This is a genomic window from Pseudomonas sp. BP6 (assembly GCF_017875935.1).
Lineage (GTDB): Bacteria > Pseudomonadota > Gammaproteobacteria > Pseudomonadales > Pseudomonadaceae > Aquipseudomonas > Aquipseudomonas putida_Y.
Genome location: NZ_JAGINI010000001.1, coordinates 2,081,094 through 2,106,187, shown reverse-complemented (window position 1 = coordinate 2,106,187; position 25,094 = coordinate 2,081,094). Strand labels below are relative to the sequence as shown.

19 protein-coding genes are annotated in these 25,094 nt (G+C 62.0%); 12 read left to right on the top strand and 7 right to left on the bottom strand.

The annotated features are described in order from the left end of the window. Nucleotides 1-99: 99 nt before the first annotated feature. On the bottom strand, nucleotides 100-693 hold the full coding sequence (locus J3A98_RS09600; protein WP_176683411.1) for a lytic transglycosylase domain-containing protein: 594 nt from the start codon (nucleotides 691-693) through the stop codon (nucleotides 100-102). A 185-nt stretch (nucleotides 694-878) separates the two neighbouring features. On the opposite strand from J3A98_RS09600, the gene gspG reads away from it, so the two are divergent. The 7 genes from gspG (at nucleotide 879) to J3A98_RS09565 (ending at nucleotide 11,520) form a co-directional block, all read left to right on the top strand. After that, a complete protein-coding gene (gspG, locus tag J3A98_RS09595) occupies nucleotides 879-1,304 on the top strand; it encodes a type II secretion system major pseudopilin GspG (protein ID WP_003253843.1) in 426 nt (141 codons plus the stop codon). 11 nt (nucleotides 1,305-1,315) lie between these two features. Beyond that, nucleotides 1,316-2,506 carry a type II secretion system F family protein gene (locus J3A98_RS09590; protein WP_176683410.1) on the top strand — a complete coding sequence of 397 codons (1,191 nt, stop codon included), beginning with the start codon at nucleotides 1,316-1,318 and terminating at the stop codon, nucleotides 2,504-2,506. A 191-nt stretch (nucleotides 2,507-2,697) separates the two neighbouring features. Further along, nucleotides 2,698-3,939, top strand: a complete 1,242-nt coding sequence (gene mexE, locus J3A98_RS09585; protein ID WP_209965600.1) for a multidrug efflux RND transporter periplasmic adaptor subunit MexE — start codon at nucleotides 2,698-2,700, stop codon at nucleotides 3,937-3,939. A 13-nt stretch (nucleotides 3,940-3,952) separates the two neighbouring features. After that, complete coding sequence (locus tag J3A98_RS09580; RefSeq protein WP_209965598.1) at nucleotides 3,953-7,132, top strand: efflux RND transporter permease subunit; 3,180 nt, start codon at nucleotides 3,953-3,955, stop codon at nucleotides 7,130-7,132. Further along, on the top strand, nucleotides 7,129-8,544 hold the full coding sequence (locus tag J3A98_RS09575; RefSeq protein ID WP_176683407.1) for a TolC family protein: 1,416 nt from the start codon (nucleotides 7,129-7,131) through the stop codon (nucleotides 8,542-8,544). The genes J3A98_RS09580 and J3A98_RS09575 overlap by 4 nt, the downstream gene beginning before the upstream one ends. A 225-nt stretch (nucleotides 8,545-8,769) precedes the next feature. Further along, nucleotides 8,770-9,825 (top strand): HEAT repeat domain-containing protein, encoded by a 1,056-nt coding sequence (locus J3A98_RS09570; protein ID WP_176683406.1) that lies wholly within the window; start codon nucleotides 8,770-8,772, stop codon nucleotides 9,823-9,825. A 78-nt stretch (nucleotides 9,826-9,903) separates the two neighbouring features. After that, nucleotides 9,904-11,520, top strand: a complete 1,617-nt coding sequence (locus J3A98_RS09565) for a response regulator (RefSeq protein WP_209965596.1) — start codon at nucleotides 9,904-9,906, stop codon at nucleotides 11,518-11,520. A 6-nt stretch (nucleotides 11,521-11,526) separates the two neighbouring features. Here the strand turns inward: J3A98_RS09565 and J3A98_RS09560 are convergent, their stop codons facing one another. Then, complete coding sequence (locus J3A98_RS09560) at nucleotides 11,527-13,590, bottom strand: ATP-binding protein (RefSeq protein WP_209965593.1); 2,064 nt, start codon at nucleotides 13,588-13,590, stop codon at nucleotides 11,527-11,529. Nucleotides 13,591-13,783: 193 nt separating this feature from the next. Between J3A98_RS09560 and J3A98_RS09555 the strand changes: the two genes are divergently transcribed. Further along, nucleotides 13,784-14,470: a type 1 glutamine amidotransferase domain-containing protein gene (locus tag J3A98_RS09555; protein ID WP_176683403.1), complete on the top strand. Its 687-nt coding sequence runs from the start codon at nucleotides 13,784-13,786 to the stop codon at nucleotides 14,468-14,470. Nucleotides 14,471-14,599: 129 nt separating this feature from the next. Continuing rightward, nucleotides 14,600-15,406 (top strand): CSS-motif domain-containing protein, encoded by an 807-nt coding sequence (locus J3A98_RS09550; protein WP_209965591.1) that lies wholly within the window; start codon nucleotides 14,600-14,602, stop codon nucleotides 15,404-15,406. A 23-nt stretch (nucleotides 15,407-15,429) separates the two neighbouring features. Here J3A98_RS09550 and hppD read toward each other — a convergent pair whose 3' ends face one another. Beyond that, the gene (gene hppD / locus J3A98_RS09545; protein WP_028697182.1) at nucleotides 15,430-16,506 is read right to left on the bottom strand and encodes a 4-hydroxyphenylpyruvate dioxygenase; all 1,077 of its coding nucleotides are present in this window, start codon (nucleotides 16,504-16,506) and stop codon (nucleotides 15,430-15,432) included. Nucleotides 16,507-16,805: 299 nt separating this feature from the next. Between hppD and J3A98_RS09540 the strand changes: the two genes are divergently transcribed. Both J3A98_RS09540 and rarD read left to right on the top strand, forming a co-directional pair. Further along, complete coding sequence (locus J3A98_RS09540) at nucleotides 16,806-18,392, top strand: EAL domain-containing protein (protein ID WP_209965589.1); 1,587 nt, start codon at nucleotides 16,806-16,808, stop codon at nucleotides 18,390-18,392. A 33-nt stretch (nucleotides 18,393-18,425) separates the two neighbouring features. Then, the gene (gene rarD / locus J3A98_RS09535) at nucleotides 18,426-19,313 is read left to right on the top strand and encodes an EamA family transporter RarD (RefSeq protein WP_176683400.1); all 888 of its coding nucleotides are present in this window, start codon (nucleotides 18,426-18,428) and stop codon (nucleotides 19,311-19,313) included. Here the strand turns inward: rarD and J3A98_RS09530 are convergent. Further along, the gene (locus J3A98_RS09530) at nucleotides 19,276-20,847 is read right to left on the bottom strand and encodes a TerC family protein (protein ID WP_209965587.1); all 1,572 of its coding nucleotides are present in this window, start codon (nucleotides 20,845-20,847) and stop codon (nucleotides 19,276-19,278) included. The genes rarD and J3A98_RS09530 overlap by 38 nt on opposite strands. A 291-nt stretch (nucleotides 20,848-21,138) precedes the next feature. Between J3A98_RS09530 and J3A98_RS09525 the strand changes: the two genes are divergently transcribed. After that, entirely contained in the window at nucleotides 21,139-21,720 is a 582-nt protein-coding gene (locus J3A98_RS09525) for a LysE family translocator (RefSeq protein WP_176683398.1), read from the top strand. Here the strand turns inward: J3A98_RS09525 and J3A98_RS09520 are convergent. The 3 genes from J3A98_RS09520 to J3A98_RS09510 form a co-directional block, all read right to left on the bottom strand. Beyond that, nucleotides 21,685-22,533, bottom strand: a complete 849-nt coding sequence (locus tag J3A98_RS09520; protein ID WP_209965586.1) for an AraC family transcriptional regulator — start codon at nucleotides 22,531-22,533, stop codon at nucleotides 21,685-21,687. The genes J3A98_RS09525 and J3A98_RS09520 overlap by 36 nt on opposite strands. A gap of 47 nt (nucleotides 22,534-22,580) precedes the next feature. Next, nucleotides 22,581-23,699, bottom strand: coding sequence for a glycosyltransferase 61 family protein (locus J3A98_RS09515; RefSeq protein WP_209965584.1), 1,119 nt, complete (start codon nucleotides 23,697-23,699; stop codon nucleotides 22,581-22,583). Between the two features lie 65 nt (nucleotides 23,700-23,764). After that, nucleotides 23,765-24,919, bottom strand: coding sequence for a hypothetical protein (locus J3A98_RS09510; protein ID WP_176683395.1), 1,155 nt, complete (start codon nucleotides 24,917-24,919; stop codon nucleotides 23,765-23,767). Between the last annotated feature and the right edge of the window lie 175 nt (nucleotides 24,920-25,094).

The following is a 25,094-nucleotide window of genomic DNA, read 5'->3' as shown; positions in this document are numbered from 1 at the left end:
ATCTGCCGAAGGGTATTTATTCCCTCCCCACTTCACCTGCCCGATACAGCCTGAGGATGGTGTGACCCCTGTGGGAATGCGTGAGCTGCAAGCCAGTTGTTACAAAGGCGAGTCGTCATTCAACCCTTGCAACTTGCGATACTCGCGCAGCACCGTGGGCACATAACGCCGGGTCTCGGCAAACGGCGGCACGGCACCGCGCCGCAATACAGCATCCGGGCCGGCATTGTAGGCCGCCACGGCCAAGGTGATGTCGTTGTCGAACAGGGTGAGCATCTGCTTGAGGTAGCGCGCCCCTCCGTGCACATTGTCTTCAGGGTCCAGCCGGTCTTGCACCCCCATCTCGCGGGCGGTGTCCGGCATCAGTTGCATCAACCCCACTGCCCCCGCCCGCGAACGGGCTTTGGGGTTGTAGCCAGACTCGGCCTTGATCACCGCGTGCAGCAGCGCCGGCGGCACATTGTGGATGCGCGCAGCCGTGGCGACTACCTCGGCGTAAGGGCGGCCAGTGATCATTTGCGCCTTGACCGGCCCACCCTGGGCCAGCGGCTCGTTGATCACCCTCTCATAGTGGCGCCCTGGTCTATGGACATTGCTCAGCACGTAGCCCCCCTTGGCATCGATTGAGATGTACACATCGGCGTGGGCAACACCTGCCGCCAGCCAGATCAAACCGAGGATGAGTCCACGCATGCCGGTCGCCTCTTCGTCGTGGCCCCGAAGTGGGGGAAATGCCCCGGAAAACCCGAGGACAGTCACCACGACGCAAGCACTGTGCCGCTTCCTGTGCCCCATGGCGCAAGGCCCCGGGGCAGACGTGCACGGCTGTTGCATGGTGCATGTCAACGCGTGTCCCCATAGCAGTGGAGGGCTTCACCATGCAGCGCAGAACCAACCCGCAACGTGGCTTCACTCTGCTTGAACTCCTGGTGGTACTGGTGGTACTCGGCCTGCTGGCCGGCATCGTCGCGCCCAAGTACTTCAGTCAGCTCGGCCGCTCCGAGGCCAAGGTTGCGCGGGCGCAGATCGAGGGGCTGAGCAAGGCCCTGGACTTGTACCGCCTGGAGGTCGGCCACTACCCCAACAGCGAACAAGGCTTGCAGGCGTTGGTGGTCGCCCCCAGTGGCGAGGCTCGCTGGACCGGCCCGTACCTGCAGAAGGCCGTGCCACAAGACCCGTGGGGCCGCCCTTACATCTACCGGCAACCTGGCGAGAACGGCGGTGAGTACGACCTGCTGTCGATGGGCAAGGACGGCCAGCCGGGTGGTGATGGGGAAAACGCCGAAATCACCAGTTGGCAGTAAGGAGAGCGGCCATGCGCTACAGCCTCAAGGCCCTGGGTAGGCAGGGCGTGGTGCAGTTGCAGATCGACGCCGAGGACGCCGACCACGCCCGCCGCCAGGCCGAAGACCAAGGCCTGCGTGTACTCAGCCTGCGCAGCAGCGGCGGCGCCTTGCGCGGCATGGCCTGGCGCCGTGAAGCGGCGTTCGACCTGGTGCTGTTCAGCCAGGAACTGTCAACCTTGCTCAATGCCGGCCTGCCGCTGATCGACGCACTGGAAAGCCTGGCAGAGAAGAGCCCGGCAGCGACAGCGCGCAAGGTGCTCGCCGAGTTGGTACGCCAGCTGTACGAGGGCCGCTCGCTGTCCCAGGCTCTGGGCCAGCAACCGAGGGTATTCCCGCCGTTGTATGTGGCGCTGGTGCAGTCCAGTGAACGCACCGGTGCTCTGGGCGACGCCCTCACCCGCTATATCAGCTATCGCCAGCGCCTGGACCTGGTCCGCCAGAAGCTGGTGGGTGCCTCAGTCTACCCGTTGCTGCTGTTGCTGGTGGGGGGTGGTGTGGTGCTGTTCCTGCTCGGCTATGTGGTACCGCGTTTCAGCCAGGTGTTCGAGGGCATGGGCACCGAGCTACCCTGGCTGTCACGGGTGCTGATGCAGGTCGGCCTGTTTCTGCATGCCCAGCAATTGCCGCTGGCGCTGGGCACCGTCGTCGGGGTGGCGACACTTTGGCTGCTGCGCCGGCACCCGCGTGTACGACACTGGGCCTCCTGCCAACTGCGGCGTCTGCCAGCATTGCATCAGCGCCTGATGATGTACGAGTTGGCGCGTTTCTATCGCTCGCTGGGTATCCTGCTGCAAGGCGGAATTCCCATCCTTACCGCCATGGGGATGGCCCGTGGCCTGCTCGGCAACGCAGCAGCGCAGGGCCTGGAGCAGGCCAGCCTGCGGGTGGGCGAAGGGCTGCCCCTCTCGGATGCACTGGCGGCCGGGCACCTGGTGACGCCGGTATCACTGCGCCTGCTGCGGGCTGGCGAGCAGTCTGGCAACCTGGGCGAGATGCTGGAGCGCTGCGCCGACTTCCATGACCAGGAAATCGGCCGCTGGGTGGAGTGGTTCGTCAAACTGTTCGAGCCGCTGCTGATGACCTTCATCGGCCTGCTGATCGGCCTGATCGTGATCCTCATGTACATGCCGATCTTCGAACTGGCCTCAAGCATTCACTGAATGGCCAGGCCCAGGCTCTCGCGTAACGGGGTGCCTGCACAGGCAGTGCGCTGTGCCCAACCATGGCCGCCATCGATAACTGATCCCCACTTATCATTCGGCGTGATAGTAACCTTCGCCCTGTTCGATTCGTACCTCACGCGCAACACACTCACACTCCGCCCACTACTAATACATTGGCGGAGTTCTCCATGGAACAATCACTCAAACCCTTGCGCTTCCCCCTCGCTGCCCTGGCAGTGGTGGTGATCAGCGCTTGCGGTCGAACCCCCGACGCCGTGCAGGCTCCCGCCGCGCCGAAGGTAAGTGTGGCCAAGGTGATCGAGCAACCGATCACCGAATGGGACGAGTTCACCGGCCGCCTCGAAGCCCCGGAAACCGTCGAAGTGCGCCCGCGGGTCTCCGGCCAGATCGACCGGGTGGCTTTCACTGAAGGTGCCCAGGTCAAGAAAGGCGACCTGCTGTTCCAGATCGACCCGCGCCCGTTCCAGGCAGAAGTCCGCCGCCTCGAAGCCCAGTTGCAACAGGCCAAGGCCACCGCCATCCGCAGCGCCAACGAAGCCCGCCGTGGCGAGCGCCTGCGTGACAGCAACGCCATCTCCGCCGAGCTGGCCGAATCGCGCAGCAGTGCCGCTGCCGAGGCCCGTGCCGGGGTCGATGCAATCCAGGCCCAGCTCGATCTGGCGCGCCTGAACCTCAGCTTCACCCGCGTCACTGCGCCCATCAGCGGCCGTGTCAGCCGCGCCGAGTTCACCGCCGGCAACATCGTCACCGCCGATGTCACCCCGCTGACCAGCGTGGTGTCCACCGACAAGGTCTACGCCTACTTCGACGCCGACGAGCGCGTGTACCTCAAGTACACCCAGCTGGCCCGTGAAGGCCAGCGTGGCCAGAGCACCCCGGTATACCTGGGGCTGACCAACGAAAGCGGCACCCCGCACCTGGGCCACATGAACTTCGTCGACAACCAGGTCAACCCGCGCACGGGCACCATCCGCGGTCGCGCAGTATTCGACAACAGCGACGGCGAGTTCACACCAGGCTTGTATGCGCGTCTGAAACTGGTCGGCAGCGCCCAGTACGACGCCATGCTGATCAACGACGAAGCCGTGGGTACTGACCTTGGCAAGAAGTTTGTGCTGGTCATGGGCAAGGACAACAAAGCCACCTACCGCACCGTGGAACTGGGGCCGAAACTTGAAGGCTTGCGCATCGTACGCAGCGGCCTGGACAAGGGCGAACGCATCGTGGTGAAGGGCCTGCAGCGCGTGCGCCCTGGTTCGCCGGTAACCCCGGAGGAAACACCGATGGCCAGCGAGCAAACCCTCGCCGCCCTCGCACGGCAGCGTCAGGCCCTGGAGGCCAGCAACCCGGCGCCGAAAATGGCGGGCAATCACGTGAAAGTCGCCGGCGCCCAGGCGCCACGCGGTTAAGGGACCCCTACCGATGAACTTCTCGAAATTCTTCATTACCCGGCCAATCTTCGCCGCGGTGCTGTCGCTGTTGCTGCTGATTGCGGGTTCTATCTCGCTGTTCCAGTTGCCGATCAGCGAATACCCCGAAGTGGTGCCGCCCACCGTTGTGGTGCGCGCCAACTTCCCCGGCGCCAACCCCAAGGTCATCGGCGAAACCGTCGCCGCGCCGCTGGAACAGGCCATTACCGGTGTGGAGAACATGCTGTACATGTCCTCCCAGTCCACTGCCGATGGCAAGCTGACGCTGACCATCACCTTCGCCCTGGGTACCGACCTGGACAACGCCCAGGTGCAGGTACAGAACCGCGTCACCCGTACCCAGCCCAAGCTGCCCGAGGAAGTGACCCGTATCGGTATCACCGTCGACAAGGCCTCGCCTGACCTGACCATGGTCGTGCACCTGACCTCGCCGGACAACCGCTACGACATGCTCTATCTGTCCAACTACGCCATCCTCAACATCAAGGACGAGCTGGCGCGCCTGGGCGGCGTCGGCGACGTACAACTGTTCGGCATGGGCGACTACTCGCTGCGCGTATGGCTGGACCCGAACAAGACCGCTTCGCGCAACCTGACAGCCAGTGATGTGGTCGCCGCAATCCGCGAGCAGAACCGCCAGGTGGCTGCCGGCCAGCTGGGCGCACCGCCTGCCCCAGGGTCGACCAGCTTCCAGCTGTCGATCAATACCCAGGGCCGTCTGGTCAACGAGGAAGAGTTCGAGAACATCATCATCCGCGCCGGGGCCGATGGCGAGATCACCCGCCTGAAGGACATCGCCCGGGTCGAACTCGGCTCCAGCCAGTACGCCCTGCGCTCGCTGCTGAACAACCAGCCGGCGGTGGCCATCCCGATCTTCCAGCGCCCAGGCTCCAACGCCATCGAGATCTCCGACGAGGTGCGGGCGAAAATGGCCGAGCTGAAAAAGGACTTCCCTGAAGGGATGGACTACAGCATCGTCTATGACCCGACCATCTTCGTGCGCGGCTCCATCGAAGCGGTGGTGCACACCCTGTTCGAAGCCCTGGTGCTGGTGGTGCTGGTGGTGATCCTGTTCCTGCAGACCTGGCGCGCCTCGATCATCCCGCTGCTGGCTGTGCCGGTCTCGCTGATCGGTACCTTCGCGGTCATGCACCTGTTCGGCTTTTCACTCAACGCGCTGTCGTTGTTCGGGCTGGTGCTCGCCATCGGTATCGTGGTTGACGATGCCATCGTCGTGGTGGAGAACGTCGAACGTAACATCGGGCTGGGCCTGAAACCGCTGGAAGCCACGCAAAAGGCCATGAGCGAAGTGACCGGGCCGATCATCGCCACCGCCCTGGTGCTGTGCGCGGTGTTCGTACCTGCAGCGTTCATTTCCGGCCTGACCGGGCAGTTCTACAAGCAGTTCGCCCTGACCATCGCCATTTCGACCGTCATTTCGGCGTTCAATTCGCTGACCCTGTCGCCAGCCTTGGCCGCGGTGCTGCTCAAGGAGCACCACGCCCCCAAGGACCGTTTCTCGCGGTTCCTCGACAAACTGCTGGGCAGCTGGCTGTTCTCTCCGTTCAACCGATTCTTCGACCGTGCGTCCAACCGCTACGTCGGTGGCGTGCGCCGGGTCATCCGCTCCAGTGGCATCGCCCTGTTCGTGTATGCCGGCCTGATGGGCCTGACCTACCTGGGCTTCTCGTCCACCCCGACCGGTTTCGTGCCGGCCCAGGACAAGCAGTACCTGGTGGCCTTCGCCCAACTGCCGGACGCGGCCAGCCTCGACCGTACCGAAGCGGTGATCAAGCGCATGAGCGAAATCGCCCTCAAGCAGCCTGGCGTGGCCGACTCGGTGGCCTTCCCGGGCCTGTCGATCAACGGCTTCACCAACAGCCCGAACAGCGGCATCGTGTTCACCCCGCTCAAGTCATTCGATGAGCGCAAGGACCCGAGCCAGTCGGCGGCAGCCATCGCAGCCGCGCTGAATGCCCAGTTCGCCGACATCCAGGACGCCTACATCGCAATCTTCCCACCGCCGCCGGTACAGGGCCTGGGCACGATTGGCGGCTTCCGTCTGCAAATCGAAGACCGTGGCAATCTGGGTTACGAAGCGCTGTACAAGGAAACCCAGAACATCATCGCCAAGAGCCACAACGTGCCAGAGCTGGCCGGCCTGTTCACCAGCTACCAGGTCAACGTGCCACAAGTCGATGCCGCCATCGACCGGGAAAAGGCCAAGACCCACGGGGTGGCGATCACCGACATCTTCGACACCCTGCAGGTCTACCTGGGCTCGTTGTACACCAACGACTTCAACCGCTTCGGCCGTACCTATCAGGTCAACGTCCAGGCTGAGCAGCAGTTCCGCCTTGATGCCGAGCAGATCGGCCAACTGAAGGTGCGCAACAACCTTGGCGAGATGATCCCGCTGGCGACCTTCCTCAAGGTCAGCGATACCTCGGGGCCGGACCGGGTCATGCACTACAACGGCTTCATCACTGCCGAGATCAACGGTGCCGCCGCACCGGGCTACAGCTCTGGTCAGGCGGAAGCTGCGATCGAGAAACTGCTGAAAGAGGAACTGCCCAACGGCATGACCTTCGAGTGGACCGACCTGACCTATCAGCAGATCCTCTCGGGCAATACCGCACTGCTGGTGTTCCCGCTGTGCGTGCTGCTGGCGTTTCTGGTGCTGGCTGCCCAGTACGAAAGCTGGAGCCTGCCGCTGGCGGTGATCCTGATCGTGCCAATGACCCTGCTGTCGGCCATCACCGGTGTGATCGTATCGGGTGGCGACAACAACATCTTCACCCAGATCGGCCTGATCGTACTGGTGGGCCTGGCGTGCAAGAACGCGATCCTGATCGTCGAATTCGCCAAGGATGAACAGGCCAAGGGCCTCGACCCGCTGGCTGCGGTGCTGGAAGCCTGCCGCCTGCGTCTGCGGCCGATCCTGATGACCTCGATCGCCTTCATCATGGGCGTGGTGCCCCTGGTGTTCAGCTCCGGTGCAGGATCGGAAATGCGCCATGCCATGGGTGTGGCGGTGTTCTCGGGGATGATCGGCGTCACCGTGTTCGGCCTGTTCCTGACCCCGGTGTTCTTCTTCCTGATCCGCCGTTTCGTCGAGCGTCGCCAGGCCCGCAAGGCTGAACACGCTCAAGTGCTGGAGAACCACGCATGAACCTGCTCAAACCCTTGACCCCAAGCCTGCTGGCACTGGCCCTGGCGGCCTGTGCGGTAGGCCCTGACTACCAGGCGCCAGCCACCGAACCTGCACAACTGGGCAGCGATGTGCAGGCCAAGGCCTACGACCGTAGCCGCTTCGAGAGCCTGTGGTGGAAGCAGTTCGACGACCCGGTGCTGAACCAGCTGGTGCAGGCTTCGCTGGACGGCAACCGTGACTTGCGCGTGGCCTTCGCCCGCCTGAAATCGGCCCGTTCGATCCGCGAAGACGCCGAAAACGACCCGTTCCCGGTGGTCACCAGCCGTGCCAGCAGCGATCTTGGCAAAGGCCAGATCCCCGGCCAGACCACGCAGCGGGTGAACAGCGAGCGCTACGACCTGGGCCTGGACATGGCCTGGGAACTTGACCTGTTCGGCCGCATCCAGCGCCAGATCGAAGCCAGCGAAGCCCAGGAAGCGGTGGCCGCCGCCGACCTGCAGCAGTTGCAGGTCAGCCTGATCGCCGAACTGGTCGATGCCTACGGGCAACTGCGCGGCGCCCAGTTGCGCGAGAAGATCGCCCTGGCCAACCTGAAGACTCAGCAGGAATCACGCACCATTACCGAAACCCTGCGCGATGCGGGCGTGGGCAATGACCTTGACGTGGTGCGTGCCGATGCGCGCCTGGCCGGGGTCGAAGCCACCGTGCCGCAACTGCAAGCCGAACAGGCACGGGCGCGGCATCGCATCGCCACCCTGCTAGGCCAGGGCCCTGACGCGCTCAGCGTAGACCTGTCGCCCAAGGCGCTGCCGGCCATCGCCAAGGCGCTGCCGGTAGGTGACCCAGGTGAGTTGCTGCGCCGCCGCCCGGACATCCGCAGCGCCGAACGCCAACTGGCGGCCGCCACCGCCAACGTTGGCGTGGCCACCGCCGACCTGTTCCCCCGTGTCAGCCTCAGTGGCTTCCTCGGCTTTACCGCCGCCCGCGGCTCGCAGATCGGCTCTTCGGCGGCCAACGCCTGGGCGCTGGGCCCGAGCATTACCTGGGCAGCCTTCGACCTGGGCAGCGTGCGGGCCCGCCTGCGCGGCGCCAAGGCCGATGCCGAAGGGGCACTGGCCAACTACGAACAGCAGGTGCTGCTGGCGCTGGAAGAGTCGGCCAACGCCTTCAGCGATTACGACAAGACCCAGCAGCGTCTGCTGTCGCTGATGCGCCAGAGCGACGCCAGCCGCAAGGCTGCAGAACTGGCCTCGATTCGATATCGCGAGGGTACCGTGGACTACCTGGTACTGCTCGATGCCGAGCGTGAGCGGCTAAGTGCTGAGGATGCACAAGCCCAAGGTGAAGTCGAGCTGTACCGCGGCATCGTCTCGATCTACAAGGCCCTGGGTGGCGGCTGGCAACCGCAGACCTTGGCCAGCGCACACTGACACACCGCATTTCAACGACTCCTTTGGTTGGCTCCTCCCCCAACCGTTTGCCCCGCAGGCCATGGCCCGCGGGGCTTTTTTATGTTTGCCATCGTATTCACCCCAATACGCAGTGCCTGGAATGCCACCGTAGGCCTGGTGCCTGGCCAGCGGCGTGCCCGGTTCGGTTGCATTTACCCCCCGGCTGGCCCAAGCTCTGCCCTTCCCGCCGCCACGGATCGTCCGATGCCCAGACGCAACCGCTACCTGATCGCCCTGCTGTTGTCGATTCTGGTATCGGCCCTGTTCGGCTACCTGTGGCGCGACGCCCCGCCAACCCCGCCGAACTTGCCAGCACACAGCTACGCCAAAGCGCTGCGCCAGGCTCACGACGGCCAGCCCGGCGCCGCACGGGTGCTGTACCAGCAACTGCAGCGCAACGACCTGCCCGCCATCCGCCGTGCGGCGCTCTACGCCGAGTTGCCCAACTACCCTTCACCGCAGGCATTGAAACTGGCCCGCCAGGACCTGGAACACGCCGAGCCGCTGGTGCGTCGAGCGGCCATTGCCAGTATTCGCCGCCTGTTACCGCCGGCACAGCGCAGCCTGGTACTCGGCCCGCTGCTGGACGACAGTGAGCAAAGCGTGCGTTTTGCCGCCGTGGATGCCCTGCTGGGCCTCGATCCCGACGCCATCGGCCTCTATTTCGGCCCGCTGCAGTCAGCCCTGGAGCAATACCAAAAGGCCCTCGAGCAACAACCCGAAGATGCCGACGCCCAGGTGCACCTGGCGCGCCTGTACCTGCACGAAAACGACTACACGCAGGCCGCTGCGGCCCTGCAACGTGCGCTCGAGGTTGCACCTGCCAACCTCGATGCACTGGCGACTCAGGTACGTCTGCTTGAGCGCCAGGGCCACCACGACGCCTCCCGCCAGGTATTGGGCAAAGCCCTGGCGCTGAGCCCCGACTCGGCCTTTCTGCAGTATGAACTAGGGCTTTGGCTGAAGCGCCACGAACAGCGCGAGTATGCCTTGCTGGCCCTGTCCCGCGCGGTGGAACTGGACCCGGACAACGCCGACTACCGCTATACACTGGCGGTCACCCTGCATCAGCTTGACCAGCTCGACGCTGCCCAGAAGCAACTGGAAACCATCCTCAATCGGCAGCCAGCCAATCGCCGGGCACGGGTGCTGCTGATTCAGTACTGGAAAGAGTCCGGACAGTTGCAGAACGTGCAAGTATCGCTAGCCGAACTGGAGCGCCAGAACCCGGACGACCCTGCACTGCAACAGGGCCTGTAGGCAGTACCTGGATTCAGTTGAACCCTGAGGCTGTGCCAGGGTCCAGTGGGTATCAGGCCACCCTAAAGGAGAGTCGTTTTGGCCAGTTCGTTGGCGCTGGATGAACGTGCCTTGATCCTCGCACCGCCACAACTGGCGGCGGACACCTCACGTCTGCTTACCTCCGCCGGCATCAACAGCCTCTGCGCGGTCGACCTGGCAAACCTGCAGGCGCGTCTGGCCGAGGGTGCAGGCTTGGCGATCATTGCCGAGCAGATGTTCAGCCAAGGCCCAAGCGCCTTGCTGCAGGCATTCATTGACCAGCAACCGAGTTGGTCGGATTTGCCCATTGTGCTGCTGACCCAGGGCGCCTGGTCGGCCGCTGGCGTGAGTCATCATCCTGTGGGCAATCTTCTATGGCTGGTTGCGCCCTACGAGAATGCCCAGTTGCTGCACATGACCCGGTCCGCGCTGCGCAACCGGCGTCGACAGTACGTTACACGTGACCAGCTCTATGGCATGCAGCAGCGCCTGGACAGCCGGCCTTCAACGCCGGGCCAGGAGCAGGACCGCAGTGAATTCGCCCGCTGCCAGGCACGCAAGATGGAGGCCATCGGCCAACTGGCCGGCGGCGTCGCCCATGACTTCAACAACCTGCTCACCAGCATCAGCGGCAGCTTCGAACTCATCCAGCGGCGCCTGCGGCAAGGCCGCGACGACGGCCTGGACGGCGTTCTGGGCATGGGCCGCGAGGCCGTTTCACGCGCCGCCCGCCTGACTCACCGCCTGCTTGCCTTCTCTTCCCGCCAATCGCTACACAGCCAACGTATAGACCTGCATCCCTTGCTCGACGCAGAGCGCCTGAAGGCTTGCCTGAGCCCGTCGATAACCCTGCAAGTGCATGCGGCCAAAGACCTGTGGCACGTGGAGGCGGATGACCAGCAGTTGCAAGAAGCCCTCGACAACCTCCTGCTCAATGCCAGCGAGGCCATGCCCAACGGTGGCCTGCTACGCATCGAAGCGAACAATCATCACATCGCCACCGAGCAGTTCGCCGGCAGCGCGCTGCGTACGGGCGATTATGTGCGCCTGCAGATCATCGACAGCGGCCAGGGCATGGCGCAAAGCACGCTGGAGCACGCCTTCGAACCGTTCTTCAGCACCAAGGCGACCGGCCAGGGCATTGGCCTGGGGTTGTCGATGGTGTACGGGTTCAGCAAGCAATCCCATGGGCATATCACCCTCCGCAGCGAGATTGGCCAGGGAACCCAGGTGGAGCTGTATTTGCCACGCCATGTCGACCAGACCCTGCCATCCAGCGAGCCTGTGGCGCCCAGGCAAGACGGCTGCAGCCGACACGTGCTGATCGTCGAGGACGATCCCCATGTGCGCCAACTGCTTTGCCAGGCGCTGCGCGAAAACGGCTTCCCCTGCCAAAGCGCAGCCGACGCCAACGAGGGCCTGAAGGTGCTGCGCTCGGCACAACCGGTGGATTTGCTGATCACCGATGTGGGCTTGCCCGGCATGAATGGCCGGCAACTGGCGGAAATTGCCCGCAGGCTGCGCCCACGATTGCCGGTGCTGTTCATCACCGGCTACGCGGAAACGGCCATGGCCCGCGAAGGCTTCCTGGACGCTGACATGCACCTGATCTGCAAGCCGTTCGAGTTGCAGCAGTTGCAGGCTCGAGTGACACAGATTCTAGGCAAGCCTTGAAGCGCCTTACGCGTCAAGCATGCGTAGCGCCTCATCGGCAAGATGCGCCAGCGAGAACGGCTTGTTCAGCAATGCCGTGCCCGGCTGATCGAGCAATTGCGCTTCAATGGACTGATCCGCATAACCGGTGATGAATAGAATTTTCTGCTGTGCAAGCTGCATGCGCATGGCCTTGGCCACTTGCCGACCACTGAACCCACCCGGCAAACCGATATCGGTGATGACCAGATCGAAAGGGCCGCCATGGCGAAAGCGCTCCAGTGCGCTATTGGCATCGCCTACATCCGTGACGTCAAAACCACGCTCAGTCAGGTACTCGCGCATGACTGCGCGCAGATCAAGCTCATCATCCACCAGCAGAAGGCGCTCGCCCCGTGCCATGCGTTGCGAAAGCGGCACCGGTTCGGGCTCATCGGGAACCGGCTCATGGCTCCTCGGGAAAAGCATGGACACCTTGGTGCCCTGTTCCGGTACCGACTCGATCCAGGCATACCCGCCCGACTGACGGACGAAGCCATACACCATCGACAGACCAAGCCCGGCCCCGTGCCCGAGCGACTTGGTGGTATAGAACGGTTCAAAAGCCCTGGCGATATCCACCGCTGACATGCCATGGCCATCGTCCTCGACATGCACGGCCACATAGTCGCCTGGCGGCAAGCCACCTTCATCCGGGAAAAAGGCTGTGAGCCGTTCGTTGACGCTGCTGATGGTGACATTGCCCTGTTCCAGGCACGCTTCACGCGCATTGGCACACAAGTTGATCAAGGCATTCTCTAACTGGGGCACGTCCAGGCTCACTGTCCAAGGCGCAACGTCCAGCTGCCAGTGCAAACGCATCTCTGCCCCCAAGGCCCGCAGCAACAAGGGCTCGCTCAACCGCAACTGCCGATTGAAGTCCAGTGGCCGAGGGGCCAATGGTTGATGGCGAGAAAACGCAATCAACCGATGGGTCAGGTCCATGGCCCGCTGCACCGAGTCGCGCGCAACGTCCACGTAGGCCCCCACCCGCTCCAGCCGCCCCTCCTGCAGGCGCCGTTGCAGCAGTTCGAGGCTGCCACCGATACCGGACAGCAAGTTGTTCATTTCATGACCCATGCCGCCAGCCAACTGACCAACCACCTCCATGCGCTCGCTGTTGCGCATCAGCGCCTCTGCCTGACGCGCCGCCTCTTCACGGTCTGCGGTGATGTCCCGGCCAACCGCAGTCAGCAGGCTGCCGTCAAACCGCGCACTCCAGCGAAACCAGTGGTAGTGGCCATCGTGGTGTCGCAGACGGATCTCCAACTGCTCCGCGTGGCTGCATTGCAGCAGCGCGGACACTGCCAGTCGCACTTCGGCACGCTCTGTCGGATGCACCAGTTCCATTACCGACATCGCCTGCACCTGCTCTTGTGTCCACCCCAGAATGCGGTACCAGGCCGGGTTGGCAGCATGCAGTCTCAATTCAGGGCTAAGCATCATCATCGCTTCGCGCGACAGCAACCAGAACTGCTCTCGCTCGGCCACATGGCGCTCGACCTGGCGTTCAAAGCTCTGCACCTGATCACGCCAATGGCGGTGTGCCTCGACGCTGGCCGTGGTCTCGATCACCGTATGCAGAAACCCCGCCACGTTACCGAGCTCATCGTGCAGGGGTGCATAACCGAATGCGCACCATAGCGGTTCGGCGCCCTCACTGCGGACGATGCGCAGTGGAGGGTCCTCGACAAAATTCGAGTGGCCTTCCAGTGCCTTGAACACCCAGGGCCCCACTGCTGGCCAGATATCACTCCACAGGGTATCGAACGCCATGCCCAGCGCATCCGGTAATGCCCGCAACGCTCGGTAGCCATCGTTATGCACCACACACAGGTCTGCCCCCCACACCACCGCACACGGGAAGGGTGACAAGTGCATCATGTCCACAGCAATGCGCAACGAGGCAGGCCAGCGCGACAATGGCCCAAGCGAGGTACGCCACCAGTCGAACTGGGCAATCCACTCCCCCATCGGCTCGATTGATGGCAAAACAGGCGACTGCAGGATGACCTGCGACGCAGGCTCGCGTGGTTTACCGTTAGCGACCAATATCGTGACTCCAGCAATGCTCAAGGTTGACCATAGCGCCGCCAAGTCTGGCACGCTCGCCGGTGGATGGGTTCAAGTTAGCACAGCATATCGCGCACACCATGGCGTACTTGCAGGTGGCAGCTATGCTATTTAGGTTTTCCCTCGGGCCAGGGAGCACCGGCCCATTCAGGTTGCCGACGGGAGCAGGGTCATGAGCAAGAAAATTCTGGTGGTGCTGACCAATACAGCGAAGTATCCAACCCTCAAACGGGCGACCGGGTTGTGGCTGGGTGAAGCCGTTCACTTTGTCGATAAAGTCGAAAAGGCCGGCTACACGGTCGACTATGTCAGCCCACAGGGCGGTTACGTTCCCGTGGACCCGCACAGCCTGCAGATGGCCCCTGACCTGGACTGGCAATGGTACGACGACAAGCGCTTCATGACGCGCCTGGGCAATACTTTGGCCCCAGGGCAGGTGAAGGCCGACGAATACAGTGCCATCTACTACACCGGAGGGCATGGGGTGATGTACGACTTCGCCGAAAACCAACCTCTGCAGGAACTGGCGCGCAAGGTCTACGAAAAAAATGGCATTGTTGCGGCAGTCTGTCACGGCGTTGTCGGCCTGCTGAACATCAAGCTGAGTAACAACTGCCTGCTTCTCAAAGGCCGCAAGGTGACCGGCTTTTCCAATATAGAGGAGAAACTGGTCGAACTGGACGACGTAGTGCCTTTCTTGACGGAGAACGAACTTGGGGCTCGCGGCGGTGAGTACAGTAAGCATGATGAGCCGTGGAAGCCTTACGTGGTCGACGATGACCGGCTGATTACCGGACAGAACCCCGCCTCCACTGCCTTGCTGGCCGATGCAGTGCTCAAAAAGCTCAATGGCAGTTAGCTACACCGAGGCGCTCGATTTCCTACCACTTCAACTGCAGCCGGACTACAGCAGCCTGATCAGTAAATACATAGGCTCAGGGCTCAGCTGTTCACCACGAACAGTTTCAGAGCGGAGAACTGTTAGCCTATGTCGAAAATCATGCACGCAGGGCGCAGCATGGTGGAGCTGCTGCTGCTCATCGCAGTGGCGCTGGTGCCTGTGGTTTCCGGTTTGCTGGTGATGGCTTTCCAGCTGGAAGCAAAACTTGCAGAAAACGCGAACATCTCCGTTCAGGAGGCGGTGTTCAGCGTCGACAATGCACTGGACAGAATGCACGAGACGGCCCTGCGCACCCTGCCATTTGCAGGTCAACCTTGCGACAACGTCAAAAGTACCTTGCAGGACCAGGTTGCCCATCGCTCCATCGTCAGGTCACTGACCTTGCTGAAAGACAAGCAACCTTACTGCAGCACAGTTTCAGGTTCGTTGGAGCATTATTCATCGTTCGCGTTGTCCGGCCAGCGGGTCGCACTGTCCTACGGCCCTCCTGATACGCGCCAGAAGCTGCTGGTAGACTTTCACCAGAAGGGCAGAAACAATGGCGTAATCGTGACAGCCTATGCCACGCAGATCCGCAACGAACTGGATGGCTTTCAGGATGGGCTGATACTGCTGGTCGAATTTGGCGACCGCTACATATGGAGCAATGGTGACAGCCGTGACCTTGAACGCCCTTCACAGGCCGAATTTTTTACGAGCGCAATGTCGGCCAGGTATGGGTATACGGTCAAAGGTGGCTACCCAGAGGGTTTCACCGCTCATGAAATCCGCCAGTCGGTGCTACAGATAGCGCCCTCACTGATGCTGGTGGGGATCGTGACCGGCTCGATCGTCTACCTGGCCCTGTTCAGGGCGCGTGCCAACAGGCGGGGTACCGCCGCCGAACGAGCATGACGACGACGGTACTCCAGGGGCGGTCAGTCTGTGCTCAGCACGCCACGGCGTACCTGGTCACGCTCGATGGATTCGAACAGTGCCTTGAAGTTGCCTTCACCAAAGCCATCGTCGCCTTTACGCTGGATGAACTCGAAGAAGACCGGGCCAAGCAGGGTTTCCGAGAAAATCTGCAGCAGCAGGCGCTTGTCTTCGGGTTGCGAGGCACCATCGAGCAGGATGCCACGCGCTTGCAGTTGGTCGACCGGCTCACCATGGCCAGGCAGGCGCTCTTCGAGCATTTCGTAGTAGGTTTGCGGTGGCGGGGTCATGAAGCGCATGCCCAACCCCTTCAGGGCATCCCAGGTCTTGAGCAGGTCATCGGTCAGGAAGGCCACGTGCTGGATACCTTCACCGTTGAACTGCATCAGGAATTCTTCGATCTGCCCCGCGCCCTTGGACGACTCTTCGTTGAGCGGGATGCGGATCATGCCATCAGGAGCAGTCATGGCCTTGGAGGTCAGGCCGGTGTATTCGCCCTTGATATCGAAGTAGCGGATTTCACGGAAGTTGAACAGCTTCTCGTAGAAACCGGCCCAGTAGGCCATACGCCCGCGATAAACGTTATGGGTGAGGTGATCGATGATTTTCAGGCCGGCCCCTACCGGGTTGCGATCCACGCCTTCGATGAAGTTGAAGTCGATGTCGTAGATCGAGCTGCCTTCCTCGAAGCGGTCGATCAGGTAGAGCGGTGCCCCGCCGATACCCTTGATCGCCGGCAGGCGCAGTTCCATCGGGCCGGTTTCGATTTCTACCGGCTGGGCGCCCAGTTCCAGGGCGCGGGCATAAGCCTCATGGGCATTGCGCACGCGGAAGGCCATGCCGCACACCGACGGGCCGTGTTCAGCGGCGAAGTACGAGGCAATGCTTTTGGGTTCATTGTTCAGGATCAGGTTGATGTCACCCTGGCGATACAGGTGCACATCCTTGGAACGGTGGGTGGCCACTTTGGTGAAGCCCAGTATCTGGAATACAGGCTCAAGTACGCCTGGGGTCGGCGAAGCCAGTTCGATGAATTCGAAGCCCATCAGGCCCATTGGATTTTCGAAGATATCAGCCATGTTCGTGTTCTCATCTGCAGCGAAAATTATTGATTGCGTGGGATGTGGAACAGGAACGGCGGTGAGCACGGAATGCCCCGCACGCTACGGGCGAGGTAATCACCTATGATCAGCTTGAACCCATGGTATGTCATATGGACCCATTCTCGGCGGGCTTGATCCTTCGGAAGTGAAGGACCTTATTGTTGTATTCGTAAATCGATTCTACAGTGCGTAAAATGGTTTGTCGCGTTTTTAGTTGCTCGTACGCGCCGACAAACGGCTATCCTCTCGTTTTACTTCATGATAGTCAGGTCAGCATGCCCCTTACCGTCAAACGCCGCGCCGCACTCAGCTGGCGCTCGCTCTTGCCTTGGGTCGTCGGCGTGCTGCCGGTCATGTGCGGCCTGGCCGTGATGAACTGGCAGGTCGAGCGTGAAATGCAGGCCAGCAGCCAGGCCACCACCCGCCAGGCACTGGAGCACGTCGAACACATTCTCGACGACCTGTCCCGTGCCGCCAATTCGCTGCTTCCACTGACTGACAGCCCATGCGAGCAGGCCAAGCTTATGCTACGGGCCCAGGTTACCCGCAACGCCTTCGTGCGCTCGACCAACCTGTTCAGGCACAACAACCTTTATTGCACCTCCCTGTTCGGCGAGTTCGAAGAACCGGTCAATCCTGGCGATTACGTCGACGGCAAGTTATGGCTGATGGACGGCAACTCGGTTACGCCGGGCCACCCGCTGCTGGTCTACCGTGCCAGCGACGGCGACCACGGTGCAATCACCACGGTGGATGGCGACCACCTGCTGACAGCACTGCGCCTGATCGGCCCCGATGAAGAACTGCAAATCCGCGTGGGCGACGCCTGGATGGGCAAGGACGGTGTGGTCCACAAAGGCCTATCCCCTGCCGCCCCCAGTGCCAACGTGCTGATAGGCTCGACGCGCTACCCTTTCAGTGTGCAGGGCGGCTACAGTGCCGACAAGCAGGGGCAACTGTTACGTAGCCACTACCCTGGCCTGCTCAGTCTGCTCCTGGTACTGGGTGCCCTGGCGGCGTTGGTGTGCCGCTGGCAGATTCGCCGCGCCACCTCACCGCGTGCCGAACTGGAGCGTGCCCTGCAGGCCGATGAATTCCTGCCGTATTTTCAGCCGGTGGTGCGCAAGGGCGATTACCGCTGGGCCGGCGCGGAAGTGCTGATGCGCTGGCACCACCCACGAGAAGGCCTGGTTCGCCCCGACCTGTTCATCCCCTATGCCGAACACAGCGGGCAGATTGTCGCCATGACCCGCGCGCTGCTGACACATACCGCGCAAAGCCTGGCGCCCTATGCCGGGCTGCTGGAAGACGGCTTCCATATTGGTGTCAACATCACCGCTGACCACTGCCGCGACCTCAGCCTGCTGGATGACTGCCGCACGTTCCTGCAGCACTTTCCGCCCGGCCGGGTGGTGCTGACCCTGGAACTGACAGAGCGCAAGCTGATCGAGCCCACGCCGGTCACCCTTGAGCTATTCGAAAAGCTGCATGCCATGGGCGTGATGATCGCCCTCGACGACTTCGGCACCGGCCAGTCGAGCCTCAACTACCTGCGGCAATTCAAGGTCGACTACCTGAAGATCGACCAGAGCTTCGTTGCCATGATCGGCGCCGATGCGCTGTCAGTGCACATACTCGAGACCATCATCGAGCTGTCGGGCAAGCTGGACCTGGGCATCGTTGCCGAGGGAGTGGAAACCGACCTGCAGCGCGACTACCTGGCCGCGCACGGGGTGGACTTCCAGCAGGGTTACCTGTTCGCCAGGCCCATGCCGGCCGCCCAGTTCCTCGAAGCCCTGGCCACTCGCCCGGGCGCAACGCAGTTGCCGCAAGGCGCGCCCCCTGAGATCATGCGCGGCTGATCAACCCGCTCAATTCCCTTATTCGAGGCATTCGTGTCAAAAGGCATTGTTTCATCGGTCATGGCGTCCTGTTTGTTCGCTGTGATGTACTTCTATACCTCCCTGCTCAAGCCACTTGATGGCGAAGAAATCTTTGGCTGGCGTACCCTGCTGACACTGCCCTGCCTCACCCTGTTCATGCTTGTCTCGAAAGACTGGAAGCGGGTGGGCGAACTGATGGGCCGGGTAAAACGTACGCCGGTGCTGTTGCTCGGCATGGTCGGCACTTCCTGGTTGATGGGGGTGCAGCTGTGGCTGTTTCTCTGGGCGCCCCTGCATGGGCGCAGCCTGGAAGTGTCAATGGGTTACTTCCTGCTGCCACTGGCCATGGTCCTGACCGGGCGGCTGGTATATGGCGAGCGCCTGTCTCGCCTGCAGACGGTAGCCGTGGCCTGCGCCGCGCTGGGCGTGGGCCACGAGCTGTACCAAAATGGCAGTTTTGCCTGGGAAACCCTGCTGGTAACGGTGGGCTACCCGATCTACTTCGTGCTGCGCCGACGCTGCCGCACCGACCACCTGGGCGGCCTGTGGTGCGACATGTGCCTGCTGCTGCCGTGGGCGCTTTACTTCGTGATCCAGAGCCCACTTTCCAGCGCCGATCTGCAAGCACACCCCGGGCTCTATGTGCTGATCCCGATCCTTGGTGCGATCAGCGCTTCAGCGCTGATTGCCTACGTGCTGGCCAGCCGCATGCTGCCATTCAGCCTGTTCGGCCTGCTCAGCTACGTCGAGCCCGTGCTGCTGGTAGGCGTGGCGTTGCTGCTGGGCGAAACCATCGGCCCGGATCAGTGGCTGACCTACCTGCCAATCTGGGCCGCGGTACTGGTGCTGGTGCTTGAGGGCTTCAAGCACCTGCTACGTCAGCGTCGCCGTTCGGTGTAAGCCGAACCTGGCGTACCCGTCGCTCTTCAACCGCCTCCACGGTCAGCGTCCAGCCATTCCAGGCCAGCCGGTCACCGACCATCGGCAGGCGGTCGAGCAAGCTCATCACCAGGCCCGCAAGGGTCTGGTAATCCTCGGTAGCACGGGCACTGAAGCCAGTACGCGCCTGCACCTGGCTGAGGTTCAGCGCGCCGCTGACCACAAAGCCTTCCCCCTCTTGAACGATGCCCGGGCCTTCGACTTCACTGGCATCCGGCAGCTCGCCGGCAATCGACTCAAGGATGTCGGTCATGGTCAACAGCCCGGTGAAGTCACCGAACTCGTTGACAACGAAGGCAATGTGGGTCGACTGACCGCGCATTTGCTCCAGGGCATTGAGGATGCTGAAGCTCTCCAGCAGGTTCAATGGCGCCCGGGCCATGTTTTCCAGGTCGGGCTGGTTGCCCGAGAGCAGTTCTTTCAGCAGTTCCTTCTTGTGCACAAAGCCCAAGGGCTCGTCCACGCGACCATCACGGATGAGTGGCAGGCGCGAGTACGGCGAATTGGCCAGGGCCTGGGCAATGGCATCGGCCGGTTGCGCCAGGTCGATCACATCAACCTCGGTACGGGCAGTCATCACCGTACGAATCGGCCGCTCGGCCAGGTTCAGCACGCCGCTGATCATGACCCGCTCACGACGGTCGAACAGCACGTGTTCCCCGCCGCCCTCGACCAGGTCGGCAATTTCCTCGCCTACCTCGTCAGCCTCGACCCGGCGGCCGCCCAGCAGGCGCAGCACGGCATGGGCAGTCCGTTCGCGCAACGGCCGATGCTGTTGCAAGCTGCGCTTGCGGCGGGCACGGGCCAGTTGGTTGAACATCTCGATCAGGATCGAGAAGCCGATGGCCGCGTACAGGTAGCCTTTCGGGATATGGAAGCCCAGACCTTCTGCGGTGAGGCTGAAACCGATCATCATCAGGAAGCCCAGGCACAGCATGATCACCGTGGGGTGGGCGTTGACGAAGCGGGTCAGCGGCTTGCTGGCAACGATCATGATACCGATCGAGAAGATCACCGCGATCATCATCACGGACAGTTCATCGACCATGCCCACCGCCGTAATCACGGCATCCAGCGAGAATACCGCGTCCAGTACCACGATCTGGGCAACGATCGGCCAGAACGCGGCATGGCGCAGCGTGCCACTGGCCTGGGTCACGTGACCTTCCAGACGTTCGTGTAGCTCCATGGTGGCCTTGAACAGCAGGAACACACCACCGAACAGCATGATCAGGTCACGGCCAGAGAAGCTCTTGTCGAACACTTCGAACAGCGGTGCGGTCAGGGTGACCATCCACGAAATGCTGGCCAACAGGCCCAGACGCATGATGAGCGCCAGGCTCAGGCCAATGACCCGCGCGCGGTCGCGCTGATGCGGCGGCAACTTGTCGGCGAGGATGGCGATGAACACCAGGTTGTCGATACCCAGCACCAGCTCGAGGACGATAAGCGTCAACAGGCCTAGCCAGGCCGTGGGGTCGGCTAGCCATTCCATTAGCGGGTACTCACGAGGGAAACGTCACAAGGACGAGGGAAGGATGGCCGGAAAAGCCGAAGACTGGGGGGCTCCGCGAAGGTGCTCATATAGACCTTGATAAAAAATTGGGAGGACGATGCTACAAGCACAGCAGGTTTCTGTAGTAGCGCAAAACTATTACAAAACCTGTAACACCCCTGCATCGCCATTAGCCCTGCAGGCGCGAGTCGTGCGCAGGTACTTTTGTTCAATACATCAGAACGCCAGCCACGCAAGGATAACGCCTCCCCAACCACGCGGATCTTCCTCATGAGCCTGTACCTGTCCATGGCCGCCTTCGCGCTTGCGGCCTCGATCTCCCCCGGCCCGGTCAACATCGTCGCACTCGGCAGCGGTGCCCGCCATGGCCTGCGCGCCAGCCTGGCGCATGTGGCCGGTGCCACGCTGGGCTTCTGCCTGCTGCTGGTGCTGGTGGGGCTGGGCCTGCATCAACTGCTGCTGCGCTGGCCTTTGCTGGGCCTGATGTTGCACTGGGGCGGGGTGGCTTTTCTGCTGTACATGGCGTGGAAGCTGGCCAGTGACGACGGTAACCTGAACAACGCTCAGTCTGGCCGACCCTCTTCAGCCTGGCACGGCGCAGCAATGCAGTGGCTTAACCCCAAAGCCTGGTTGGCAGCCGTTGCCGGGGTGGGAGCCTACACCGGCGGTGAACAGCACTTGCTGTGGCTGTTTACCTGGATCTATGGCCCAATCTGTTTCATTTCGGTGGCCTGCTGGGCCTGGGCCGGCAGCGTGATTCGCCAGTACCTGGACAACCCACGTCACCTGCGCATGCTCAATCGGAGCCTGGCCGTGTTACTGGTCGCCAGCGCGGTTTACCTGATCCTTTAAGGCATGCCCGGCTCCTGCAGGAGCGCCCAGGCTAGCGACGGCGTTTCTGTAATGCCCCGGTGTCGCCGCCAGGTGCTGTTTGAATGCCCGCTGCAGGTGCGCCTGATCAGCAAACCCTGCCTCCTGTGCAACGTCAGCAATGGCCCGGCCCTGGCGCAACTGCGCCCGGGCCAGTTGCACGCGCTGGTCTAGCAGGTAGCCATGCGGTGTCAGGCCAAAGCGTTGGCGAAAAGCACGAATCAGGTAGGACCGAGACAGGCCGCAAGCCCCGCAGATATCCTCGAGGCTGAGCGGGTCACTGCGATGGGCGCGTATGAAAGCTGCCGCTGCATCCAGCCGAGGATTGCCCTCGTCAACCTCGTTGGCATTACCACCAAGCATGCCCGGCAACTCGCTGAACAGGGCCACCAGACGGGCCTCGCGATCAGGCAGCCTGGCATCGAACAGGTCGGCAAAGGCCTGCAACAGCCGCCGATACAACACAGGCGAGCGGCTCCAGGTCTGCGTTGGCAGGGTAAAGCCTACTGACTGCAACCAAGGCTGATCGACGAACAGCATCAGGTAAGACCAGGGATCCCCGGCAACAGGATTGCAGGCATGTACCACGCCCGGGTTCATCAGCACTGTGGTGCCCGCCCCAACCTCAACGCACTGGTCACTGTTGATATAAGTGCTACGCCCCCCCGTGATGACACCAATGGAGAAGCTCTCGTGGGAGTGCGCGGCGTAGCACACCTTGCGCCCGTCCCCTACCCGTCGGGCTTCGACGAACGGCAAGGCAGGATCGCGCCAAAACCGTGAGACCTCCATCATCCTCTACAGCCCTGCTCGCCGCTGACGTATGCACGAATACTACACACTTATCGTGGAAACAGATCCAGCGTGCGCTCCACTTCGCCAATATCAATCCTGAAACCGTCGCCTTCCGGTAGGCCAACCACAAAGCCGAAATGCTGGTGATCACGATCCGTCAGGTACTTGTAGTAACTGACGAAACGGTTTGGCGGCTGCAAAGTCAGCAGGCAGCCGCCAGCCTGGAGCACATTCACGCCATGCACCAACTGACTCCCCTCCACCCCGATGACCACTTTAGCCCCGGCGCACGCCGCGACAATACTGGGTACATCGGACTTCAGCGGGTTGACGATGCGAAAACCGCGGGTAGTGCGCAAATGCTCGGCAAGCTCCAGCTCGTTGCGCAGCAGGCGCAGGTCACCATCTCCGCCCCGCAACAGGAAAACCCCCGGGTGCTGCGTGTGCGACACATGCGAGAGCAGCTTGTCACCCATGGCTCGGTAGCGAGCATGCCGGCTGCGGTTGTTGCTCTGGTCATCGAACAGCACCACCTCACGGAAGAACGCACTGCGCAGGCGCAAAGGCTTCATGTCCAGCCAGTCTTCATAGGCCGGTGCCTGGGTAAACAGTGGATACCTGACAGAGGGGGCAGTGGTCACCGGGATGCCCTCGTTGCAGGCCAGCGCATAGGTCGGGCAATCCTCCATCAGCCAGGTGCCGAACCAAGCGTTACCGTTTTGTGTGCAGTAGATCGCGGCGCGGTCGATTTCATGGTCGATGAGGATGGTCGGGAAGGTACACGGCTTCTGCGACAGCCAATGGCTGGCCTTGCCCTTGTACAACGCCCCATCGACCAGCCATACATCCTTGACCAGGTAGCCGCGGGTTGGCCCTTGCAACGTGTGGACACCTCCCCCCATGGTCTGCGCCGGGTGCACGTAAGGGTAAAACCGCTTGCCTTCCCAGCCCGTCACCCGATCGAGCTGGCCAGGCAGGAAAATGGCCGGCGGCGAAACTGTGGCCTCGCCCGGGGCAATGTCCCAACTCTTGGTGGCGAGGCTCTTGATGTCAATCGCCGCTTTCCTGCTCAGCCGCTTGCGCAGCATGTGGCGGTAGGCGGCCAAGGTCCAGGTGTGTTGCCTGGCTGCGGGCGATGCACTGAACTGCGAGATGTCGCTTCCCATGAAGCGTCCCCCCTGATGACGAAGACTGGAGCCCGGCGCCAGATCAAAGCATCCCTGGCAGTTAGTCAATTGCTCGTGACTCGTTCCATGGTGGGCGGTGACTGCAAGCTGGCGTAACGGCTGCGCAACGTTTCCACAAACGGTTCGCCTGCCCCGCTCCCTCCGTAGAGATAAATCTTGTGCAGGCCACCAAACACCATTTCGTGATAGCGACTGGCAACTTCCTCATCGCTTGGGCCATCCGGCAACCCCAGATGCAACGTCAGCTTGTCGCCTTCGACCGCGAACATCGGCGTGTCCCACAGGAATTTTGCCGTACCGGTCTTGGGCAAACGGACAAACAGGTACGCATGGTTACCCAGCGAATCGATATCACCACCGCGGCGGCGCTTCCACTTCAGCAGGCCGTCGTCCGGGCGCGCCAGACACAGGCCGATGTCGTAATAATCGAAGCCCTGCTCCAGTGCCCACTCGAGCGCCATGAAGGTGGTGATCGAATTCACCTCGCGCAATTTCTTCGCATCGGAAAACACCGCTTCACAATAACCAAAGCGCAACGTGCTCCAGTAACGCTTGCCGTCGCGTACCACTTCACACCCCAGGTGGCAGCCGATCACCTCATCGCCCAGCATGATCAAGTCAAGCCGGCCGACACTCTTGGCAATACGGAACACCTCTTGGGTAGGAAACTGCGCGGCGTGAATGCCCTGCCTGGCCGAAGCGTATGGGCGCAGCAGTTCCCGGTCGGCCATGGCGATTTCTTCGTCCGAAAGGGCTTGGCGCATGTGATATAGGGGCCGGTTCTTGCGAATGCTGCGCCGCAGTTCGCTGTCGTAGCGGGCAGTGATGTCCTCCAGCGGGCGCCCCAGCGGCACCACCGCACTCAGGTAATGCGGCACTGACAGCGCCCCCGACGTGGGCATTTCACTGATGACCACGACGTGGCTGGCAGCCGCAGTGGCACTTGCACTGTCTACGATCGATGCGCTGCCCTGGCCCTTGCCACCGATCAGCAGCTTGGCCATTTCCCGTTGCTGCTTGCGGCCGATGTAGAGGATTTCGTACGGGCTTTCCTGTTGCGGGCGAAACCTCGCAACTTCCCAACGCCAGAGACAGGCACGCGCCATCATTTCTCGCACTTTGCAGGCCAGCAGCCTGACTTCGTAGCGCGTGGAGGGCGACAGGAGCTTGCGCGCCACAGTCGTCAAGGTCTTTTTCATTTTTTCTTCGACGTCCTTTGAAGTGCACTGTTGGCCAATCGGAACAAGAGAAAAAACCCGGCAAAATCACTTAACACTTTGATTTTTATTGTTTTACTTGAAACTTTATTATCACATTCAGTAACAATTTAAGATGCCTGCAAACGCTTTGGCAAGCGGCTTCTGGCTGACTTCA